The 9,464-nt window shown below is 40.9% G+C and carries 6 protein-coding genes and 1 pseudogene; 4 read left to right on the top strand and 3 right to left on the bottom strand.

Features of this window, described 5'->3' with window-relative positions; translation table 11 throughout:
• Positions 1–11: 11 nt before the first annotated feature.
• The 4 genes from AACQ38_RS13875 to AACQ38_RS13860 all read left to right on the top strand — a co-directional run bounded on the left by AACQ38_RS13875 (position 12) and on the right by AACQ38_RS13860 (position 6,623).
• The gene (locus AACQ38_RS13875) at positions 12–788 is read left to right on the top strand and encodes a thioesterase (RefSeq protein WP_165578418.1); all 777 of its coding nucleotides are present in this window, start codon (positions 12–14) and stop codon (positions 786–788) included.
• Between the two features lie 35 nt (positions 789–823).
• Complete coding sequence (locus tag AACQ38_RS13870; protein WP_445260627.1) at positions 824–3,721, top strand: salicylate synthase; 2,898 nt, start codon at positions 824–826, stop codon at positions 3,719–3,721.
• Between the two features lie 192 nt (positions 3,722–3,913).
• Positions 3,914–5,080: a cupin domain-containing protein gene (locus AACQ38_RS13865; RefSeq protein WP_165578384.1), complete on the top strand. Its 1,167-nt coding sequence runs from the start codon at positions 3,914–3,916 to the stop codon at positions 5,078–5,080.
• 535 nt (positions 5,081–5,615) lie between these two features.
• Positions 5,616–6,623, top strand: coding sequence for a Txp40, insecticidal toxin (previously name A24tox) (locus AACQ38_RS13860; protein ID WP_165578383.1), 1,008 nt, complete (start codon positions 5,616–5,618; stop codon positions 6,621–6,623).
• Between the two features lie 316 nt (positions 6,624–6,939).
• Here the strand turns inward: AACQ38_RS13860 and AACQ38_RS13855 are convergent, their stop codons facing one another.
• The 3 genes and pseudogenes from AACQ38_RS13855 to AACQ38_RS13845 form a co-directional block, all read right to left on the bottom strand.
• The gene (locus AACQ38_RS13855; RefSeq protein ID WP_165578382.1) at positions 6,940–7,983 is read right to left on the bottom strand and encodes an acyltransferase; all 1,044 of its coding nucleotides are present in this window, start codon (positions 7,981–7,983) and stop codon (positions 6,940–6,942) included.
• A 10-nt stretch (positions 7,984–7,993) separates the two neighbouring features.
• Positions 7,994–8,650 (bottom strand): SGNH/GDSL hydrolase family protein, encoded by a 657-nt coding sequence (locus tag AACQ38_RS13850; RefSeq protein WP_011146570.1) that lies wholly within the window; start codon positions 8,648–8,650, stop codon positions 7,994–7,996.
• A gap of 651 nt (positions 8,651–9,301) precedes the next feature.
• Positions 9,302–9,464: pseudogene (locus AACQ38_RS13845) on the bottom strand (ISKra4 family transposase); the annotation flags it as partial.

The raw sequence follows: 9,464 nt of genomic DNA, 5'->3' as shown, positions 1-9,464 counted from the left end.
CTACACACCCGATGATTCGTCCTTGCTTGACGACTCACGGCAAACCCAAATACACGCTGTTAATCTGCCCCTTTGCTGGGGGCAGTACCAGTGCATTCCGCCACTGGTCCACACTAGAAAATTCAGATATAGCGGTTTCACTCGTGATTTACCCCGGACGAGACAGCCGTATGACAGAAAAGGCGGCCACCAGTATTGTGCCATTGGCGCAATCACTTTCTGACCTGATGGTGTCATTCACCCCCGCACAGAGAGAGAACCTGATACTTGTCGGTCACAGTATGGGGGCCCAAGTCGCTTTTGAAACTTGCCAACGCCTTGAGCAACAAAATTGTTCACCCAAGGCGCTGGTGCTTTCGGGGTGCCATGCACCTCATCTTCAATCCCGCCGCCAACTTAGCGGATTACCTGATCATGAATTTATTGAACAATTGATTGATATCGGCGGTTGTAGCCCGATTTTGCGAGAAGATCCTGGCTTGCTTGCGCTGTTCTTACCGATGCTACGGGCTGATTTTCTTGCTACGGAACATTATCACCGGTTTATTCAGGCTGACGCGGTAAAACTGCAAACACCAACATTGCTGCTTTATGGCAGTGAAGATAAAGAGGCTTCTGCGATAGAAGTTCAGCAGTGGCAGCAATGGCTTGCAGACGAAGAACAACACCGTTCATATCGCCACAAGGAGATTGTAGGCGACCATTTTTATATTACTCAAGAACCTGAGAATTTTATTCGTCACATTACACAATTTATACAATATGTCTATTTACAGGAGTTCGCATAATGGCACCTTTTTCTATTCCTGGGAAAACACTTACTATGACGCCAGACTACCTTTGGAATGGCAAAACGCTGGACCAACAACTTGCCGGATGGTCTGGTATTTGGGGCGATAAAACAGCGCTGATCTATCAAGAACAACAACTAACTTACCGTGAATTGCACCAATCCGCAGAGAGATTGGCCAGCGGATTATTTCGTCGAGGGATCCGTCGTGGGGATAACGTTATGGTACAACTGCCTAACCGTATCTCCTTTGTCGTTACCTGTTTTGCCCTGTTTAGGCTCGGTGCTCATCCGGTGTTATTAATGCCGACACAGCGGGCACATGATGTTCATGCTCTTTGCCAGATTGCACGTCCGGTTGCTTACATTATCCCTGATTGCTTCCATGATTTTGACTACCGCGAAATGGCACGAGAAATTGCGGCATTTTGCCCCGATCTAAAACACATTATTGTTGATGGAGAAGCGGAAGAATTTACCGCATTGGCATCCATTGATGATAAACCAGTAAATATTCCCGCTCCAAGTTATGGTGATATTGCCGTATTGCTGCTTTCGGGCGGAACAACCGGTACGCCGAAACTCATTCCCCGTACTCACGATGCTTATACCTATGATTTTGTGCTCTCCGCCCGTTTGTGCGCAGTAAATACGGAAAGTGTTTATTTGGCCGTACTGCCTGTGGCACATAACTTCACGTTAGGCAGCCCCGGTATTTTGGGTATCCTTTCCCAGGGTGGAAGTGTCCTTCTAAGTGATACCGCCAGTTTTGATGAGGCCATGCCGCTAATCGAGCAACACAAAGTGACCCATTTAGCATTAGTACCGGCTCTGGCACGGCTCTGGGAACAGGCTCGCGACTGGGAACAAAGCGATCTTTCATCCCTGCGCTGTTTGCAAGTAGGTGGTGGCAGGTTGACACCAGAACTGGCGGGACAAGTAATAGCACGCCTTGGGCCTTTGCAGCAGGTGTTTGGTACAGCGGAAGGATTACTCTGTTATACCCGATTGGATGATCCCCACGAGGTCATCATTAATACCCAAGGACGTCCGTTATCAGAAGAAGATGAGATCAAAATTGTTGATGCCAATTTACAACCTGTAGTACCCGGTGAGGTAGGAGAGCTTATTACACGTGGCCCTTACACTATTACGGGATATTACCGTGCAGAGCAGCATAATACCGTAGCTTTCACCACCGATGGGTTCTATCGTACTGGCGATCTGGTTCGTATGACCTCAGATGGCAACCTGATCGTTGAGGGCAGAATTAAAGAGCAGATTAACCGCAGTGGTGAGAAAATTTCAACCCAAGAAGTTGAGACCTTGCTGCTGCAACACCCTGATATTGATGATGCCGTTGTCATTTCAGTGCCTGATGAATTGCTGGGTGAACGAACCTGCGCCTGTTTACCTAACAACGGCAATCAACCAGAACCGGTGCAGATAGCGGCATTTCTACAACAGAAAGGGGTTCAGCGTCATAAAATTCCTGACCAATGGTTGTTTGTCCCATATTGGCCACTTACTACCGTGGGAAAAATTGATAAACGCCGCTTGGTACAGATGGCACAAGCAGAACATGGCCGCCCAATGCAGCAATATCATGAACAAACAGTTGTTATTACCAGCACTCCGTTAGATTTGATCACACATTTGCTTTCAGAAGACGAAGCACAACCTTATATGCTCTATGAAGTGAAAGGTGAATGGTCACTGGGGATAGGCTGTGCAGCGACCATCAGTGCGGATGCATCGGGACAATTGATTGATTCACAAGGTAATCGCCATCCATACGATATCAGTACATTGAGCCAAAAACTTGAACAGGCGCTTAATGCCCTCCCCATTCAGGACTGGCGGGCCTATGGAAGAACGTTATTTGAATTCTCCCATATGACATATGGGTTGCCATTAGCACAACAGAACGAAGCGTTGATAAAAATCACCATTCCACAGCATGAATTACGCATAACTCCAGGACAGGTTCTGATACGAACACTCGAAGAGAGTCAACTCACCATATTGAGGGAAAAAATTAGCCAGGTTGATCAATTAGGAACACCTGTTTTCCCGTGGACAAAAGATAGGGAAATTATCAGTACATCAGACGCGGCGAAACGTTATCAGGATAACGTCGCCAATGCGGTTAAGGACATTGCCTCGGGCCACTATCAAAAAGTGATCCTGTCACGTCGAGTTGAACTGGGCTCGGATATTGACATGCCACACAGCTACTGGTTAGGCCGTCAAGCTAACACACCTGCCCGCTCTTTCTTCTTACGTGATGAAGATTTCTCTGTTTATGGTTTTAGCCCGGAAACCGTAGTTGAAGCGGATGGTTCAGGTTGGGTTAGCACGCAACCATTGGCTGGAACCAGAGCATTGACACATGACAAAGATCAGGATCAACGATTGAGAGCAGATTTGCTTTCTGACCCGAAGGAGATCTCTGAACATGCTGTTTCGGCTAAATTGGCATTAGAGGAACTGGCACCGATTTGTCAGGCTGACACACTTTGTGTATCAGAGTTTATGGCGATTCGTGAACGAGGTTCAGTACAACATTTGGCATCACGGGTAAAAGGATTACTACAAACAGACAAAAATCGTTGGGATGCGTTCATCGCCCTATTCCCGGCTGTAACCGCTTCGGGGATACCGAAAAAAACCTCTTTACAGGCAATTTCACGTTATGAAGGTGCACCACGCCGGCTTTATAGTGGTTGTGTCATGTTATTAGATAGCTCAGGTAAACTGGATGCGGCGCTGGTATTACGTTCTCTCTATCAGCATCAAGGTCGCTGTTGGCTCCAGGCTGGCGCAGGATTGGTCAGAGATTCAAAACCAGAAAGAGAGTGGCAGGAAACTTGTGAAAAACTTGACTGCATTATGAAATACGTTCGCCCTTGCTCTGGTAAAAAAGAGTAAATGAAGTAATAACTTTTCCGGGAAAACCAGAGTTGTCTCTGGTTTTCCCTAGACGACTAATTTTCTACTATGCTTAATCAGTCACCTCTAATTTTTCCTTCCGTGACAACCAGTAACTTAAAAAAATCAAACAAATAGATATCAGCTTGCAACTATTCTTGCTGGTACCCATTTTAATTGGAGGCAATAAATATGTTCTCTCGTCGTGATATCTTGAAGGCATCCGCAATTGGCGCGGCGGCCGCTAGCATGGGCGGTATGATTAAAACGGCTGTTGCTGATGAACAGCACAATACGGCTGCCGCGGGTAATAGTAAACCGTCCACAAATGCTAAAAGTTTGTATAAATATAAATTCACCGATAGTAAAAAACGGGTATTAGAAAATGGATGGGCACGGGAAGCTACGGTGGAACAATTCCCGATATCTGAAGGGATTGCGGGTGTTGACATGATGCTTGAACCGGGTGGCGTGCGTGAACTCCATTGGCATGCTGTTGCCGCTGAATGGGCATATATGCTTGAAGGGCATGCACGTATTACCATTATTGATCCGGAGGGCAGAAGTGAAGTAGCTGATTTTGGTCCCGGTGATGTATGGTATTTTCCCAAAGGTCATGGTCATTCCATTCAGGCGCTTGAAGATGGTGCGCATTTTATTCTGACTTTTGATAACGGACACTTCTCAGAATTTGGCACTTTTAGCATCACTGATTGGATAACGCATATGCCGAAAGAGGTGCTTGAGAAAAGTGTCAACATGCCAGCATCTGTTTTTTCTAAAATCAAACAAGGTGAAGCTTACATCGTCGGTGGAGCTATCCCGCCAAAACTTCCCCTACCCGCCGATGACGGCGGATTAAACGATGCCCCACTCACCCACCGTTATGAACTCTTGAAGAACAAACCCTTCTTCGAGAATGACGCAGGGAGTGTTTATCGAGCATCATCGAAGGAATTCCCCATTTCTACAACGATCACTGGCCTCATCGAGACCATCAAACCTGGCGCTATACGTGAACTACATTGGCACCCTAATGCCAACGAGTGGCAATACTACATTTCAGGCAAAGGACGTATGACCGTGTTTAGTTCCCACGGACACGCCCAAACCGCAAAATATGGGCCGACCGACGTTGGTTATGTGCCACTGGGATTTGGTCACTATATCGAAAATATTGGTAATGATGATCTTCAAGTACTGATTGTGCTAGATAACGGTATCTACCAAGATATTTCACTTTCTGATTGGTTAGCTAAAACGCCGTCTTATCTGCTTGCGGATAACTTCAACAATAATCCCTCCGATTGGGTGGACCGTCCTAAGGATAAATTAGTTATATCGCGCCGTAGGAGTTGAGATATTACACCGTGGTGTATTGAATCTATATGACCTTGTATATCAAAAATAGCCTCGTTTACACGGGGCTTTATTAGTAAAAAAACGTTCAATGAAAATTATTTATTAGGTGAGTTTTTTATTAACAAGGATCGAAAATTGCCTATTTCCTGCCATACGCAATGATTATCTTACATTTACATAACCTGCCATGACTATATTAAAAATATTTTGTTAACATAAAATTATCCTATTCTTAAAGTCCGTATTGGTTCAGTTTGTTTTTAGTGTCCTCTGTTTTTATTTAACTCATTTCATTATTTATTTAACTAATATTAACCTAATGATTTAAATGAAAAAAAATCAATGAGAAATGGCAAAAGAAAAGCTTGCTAATAATTATTGCGTAAGTTAATTTTACATTGAAATTAACGATTAAAAAGCCAGGGAAAACTCTATATTTAAAGTTGAAATTTATATTAGTAGCGACAAATTGCGGAGTTTTCTGCCAGAAATTTCATAGCTCAAATAAACATTAACATAATGGAGAAATATAATGGTTATACAATTAACACCTGATGATAGAAGTGGATATCCACCCGTTGAAAAGCAAATAGCAGGAGATATAGTACGTATACTAAACTTTGAGCAAACAGATGAGGGTCATACAGCATCATATGGAATTGAATATCGAGCTAAGAAAATAATATTAGCTTACGCTTTGGCTGTAAGTGGTATTCATAATGTATCTAAACTTCCTGATGACTATTATAAGAATAAAGAGACTGCTGAGAGAATTTATCAAGAATATATGTCTAATCTTTCATCTGCACTATTAGGTGAAAATGGTGATCAAATTTCTAAAGATATGGCAAATGGTTTTTATAAGAATGAACTGGATTTTGAAGGTCAATATCCTCAAAACATTTGGAATGTTCCTGAGCTTGAAAATAAACCATTGAGTGCTTATTCAGATGACGATAAATTATTAGCACTATATTTTTTCTCTGTACAGGAAATTCCACTGGAGGAAAATCAACAATCAAATGCCGCAAGATTTTTTAAATTAATTGATTTCTTACTTACCTTATCTGCTGTAACTTCACTGGGAAGGAGGATTTTTTCAAAAAACTTTTACAATGGATTAGAGTCTAAATCATTAGAGAATTATATTGAGAGAAAAAAGTTTCCTAAACCTTTCTTTCGACCACCGCAGAGATTACCTGATGGCAGAATAGGTTATTTGGCTGGACCAACAGAAGCGCCTAAATGGAGAGTGAGTTTTAAAGAACTTAAAAATAACAAATCTAGGAATGGATTTTCTAATATGGAAGGGGCTGCAAAACAAAAGTATAGTTCATTTATAAAAGAGGTACAAAAGGGTAACGCTCCACAGACAGCAGCAAAAAGTATTGGTACAGCCAGCGGCAGTAACCTGGAAAAATTGCCGAATAATTTATATAGTGTGAGGCTAAGCCAAAAAGACAGGGTAACCTTCACTCAAAATGATACTGACAATACAATGACGGTTCATAGTGTTGGAACTCATTATAAAAATATATGATGAGTGATCTCTGACTTCGATTGACAGAGCATTTTTAAGCTCTCATTTTCTCAACGGGAGTCTCATAAGGCGTTTTACCTTTCAAACCACTGTTGTGGTCTGTGATAATTGTAAAACGCCTTCCTTTAGCCAATACACTTTACTACCAAGAAAATATATACCCTATGGATTTCAAGATGGATCGCGGCGGCAAGGGAGCGAATCCCCGGGAGCATAGATAACTATGTGACCGGGGTGAGTGAGTGCAGCCAACAAAGAAGCAACTTGAAAGATGACGGGTATAGCTGGAAGAAGCCGGCTCTCCCTATTAATAACGTTAGATGGTTATAATTTTTGATGTTATTTTTGATTTCCGCAGCAAAACACATAATATATATGACAGGATAAAAGCCAGCAAAGAATAGGCTATTATGTAAATATATACATTTATGTAATTAAATTTTGTTAATAAGAAATTATGGACGAATTCGTTATGTATTTCAATAACAAAAATATTGTGAACAAGATATATACCTAGTATATTCTTGCTAATGTCATCTATTAAGAATGGTATTTCTCTGATATTCAAGTTAACCAAGAATAAAAACAGGCACACCGAAGAAGCTTGGAGGAATACATTATAAAACTTCCCATAAAAGAAGGCTATCCCTATCTTGGAGGAAATGATTGATAAAGATATCAATGATATAAGAAAAAATACCATAAGTATTATATGCTTACAGGAAAAAGCCTTTATTTTAGGTTTCGTTAACCCTATATATCCGCCTATCAAGAAACTAATCAAACCCTCAGATTGGAAAGGAAGCAAAATATTGAATGGGATTAGGGAAAAAGAGAATTTGTAATCTGTTAGCGCATTCAGCAATGTAAGATTAGAAATTATAAGCATTATGATGAGTATTTTCTTAATCCCCTTTGCATTTGCTTCGTTAAATGTGTTACGCATTAGTGGTGTTAATATATATAGAGAGACAATTGCAAATATAAACCATAAATGGGTAGCATCTGATGTAGTTCCGCTAACATTAACATAATTTAAAAAGTTAATAGTAGGCACTGTTGTAAATTTACTGATGAAATATGTGTCATACAGATAATAAAAAATAAGCCAAAACAACAATACAGTTAATATCCCTTTGGATTTATTAATGATGTAATCCACCTGATTTTCATGCTTGTTGTTTAGTAAGAAATAGCCACTGCACATAAAAAACAACGAGACCCCCAACTGACCGGCCTGCCTAAGAAAATACAAAACCACGTCATTATCATTGCGCAACAAGAAAAATAAAGTAACGTGAGAAATTACAACGAAAAATATAGAAACGATCTTTAATAAATCTATGGTTAATATTCTCATTTTTTGTCTCTTAAATAGATAAAATGAAGTTTGAAATTTTTGGGGCAATCCTGGTCATACCTATTTTTGATGGATGCAAACCATCGGACACTGTGCCCAAGCTATTGCTGGTCATAATATCGATATTTCCTTCATTGAATCCAGATTGTTTTAATAAATCCAGATATGGGATGGAATATTTTTCGCAAATTTCCCGACAAACGCTGCAATAGTCAGACAAGTAGTACCCTTTGGCGTTTTTACTGTTCATGCCTCTTTGTACTGATATTGGTGTTGTTATAATAAACCCTATTCTCGCTAATGGGTATTTTTTTGTAATTCCAGCCATCAATAACTTCATACCGCCAATAAATGTCAAGGAGGTGTTGTCTTTATAATCACCTATTTCCACCCCTCCATAGGAGCCAAAGTTAAATCCAAAATCATTTACCCCTCCCCATATTGTAATAATATCTGGATTGTTTTCCATTTTTTCATATCTTAAACAAATGGCTGAATTGTCATTTTCATCTTTTTGGGCTAGGCATGTTCCTCCTATTCCGTAGTTTTTCCATTCTTTTAGACCTAAATTTTCGGTCACTATTGGTTGATACCACCCTCTTTCAGTTATACTGTCACCGAGGGTAAACCAACACCTTCCCTTCAAATGCGATTGAATATAAGACATTTACTTTTATCCTTCTAAAAATAAAATGTAGACCGACTGGCTGTCTATCAGACAAGCGAAACGGAGGAAAGCGTGTTTAACTTTGAAATAACCGATTTGCAGGACACAGTAAATTTGGGAATATAAACTCGGCCGGGTTGTATTAGGCTCCAATTCGCTTGCTGACAGCGACAGAAATTCCAACTTTTGGTCTGTATGATGAGTCATCATCCTGATCCCATGCAAATTATGTCCGTATGAAGATCGCTGACCGGACAGTGAAAATGAATTTCGTCACTGCGGTTGGATCTCGGATAAAGTTGTCTCATATAAATAGTACGATATCAACCCCTTTTACGACCCTTTAATCGTACAACATTCATGACAGAAATATGGATTGGTTATCATAATCAAGTTATCTATCAAGTACTAAAAAATGCTGATAGTGATAATTAGTTTGCTAAAGAAGTGGCTGATAAATTAGCTGAAGAGAAAAATGGATCTGAAACATAATATTGAGTTACTGACTATTACCCATTATCGGCCCATGAATACTTATACGTTAAAGTGGCTTCTTTAGCTGCTTTACCACATAAATGCCCCAAGGTAATGAGATGGTTCCCCTCACTCTAACGGCAGTATATTAGGAGAGCATAAAAAACCGTGGGGCACTTATGCCGCCATCTTTTCTGCCCAAGAATGCTCCGCTTCGTCACCTAATTTTATGCCCGGATACCAATACTCAAATTGGGTTTTCAAATCATCATTCAGTACGGCTGTACGGGTCTGGAGTAAGTAATGCGCACCTTGCTGGCTCCACTGCATCTGCTGTTTT

This window comes from Photorhabdus sp. RW14-46, from assembly GCF_963887965.1.
In the GTDB taxonomy this organism is placed as follows: domain Bacteria; phylum Pseudomonadota; class Gammaproteobacteria; order Enterobacterales; family Enterobacteriaceae; genus Photorhabdus; species Photorhabdus laumondii.
The sequence above is the reverse complement of the archived record's forward strand: the minus strand, read 5'-3'. Positions and strand labels throughout refer to the sequence as shown.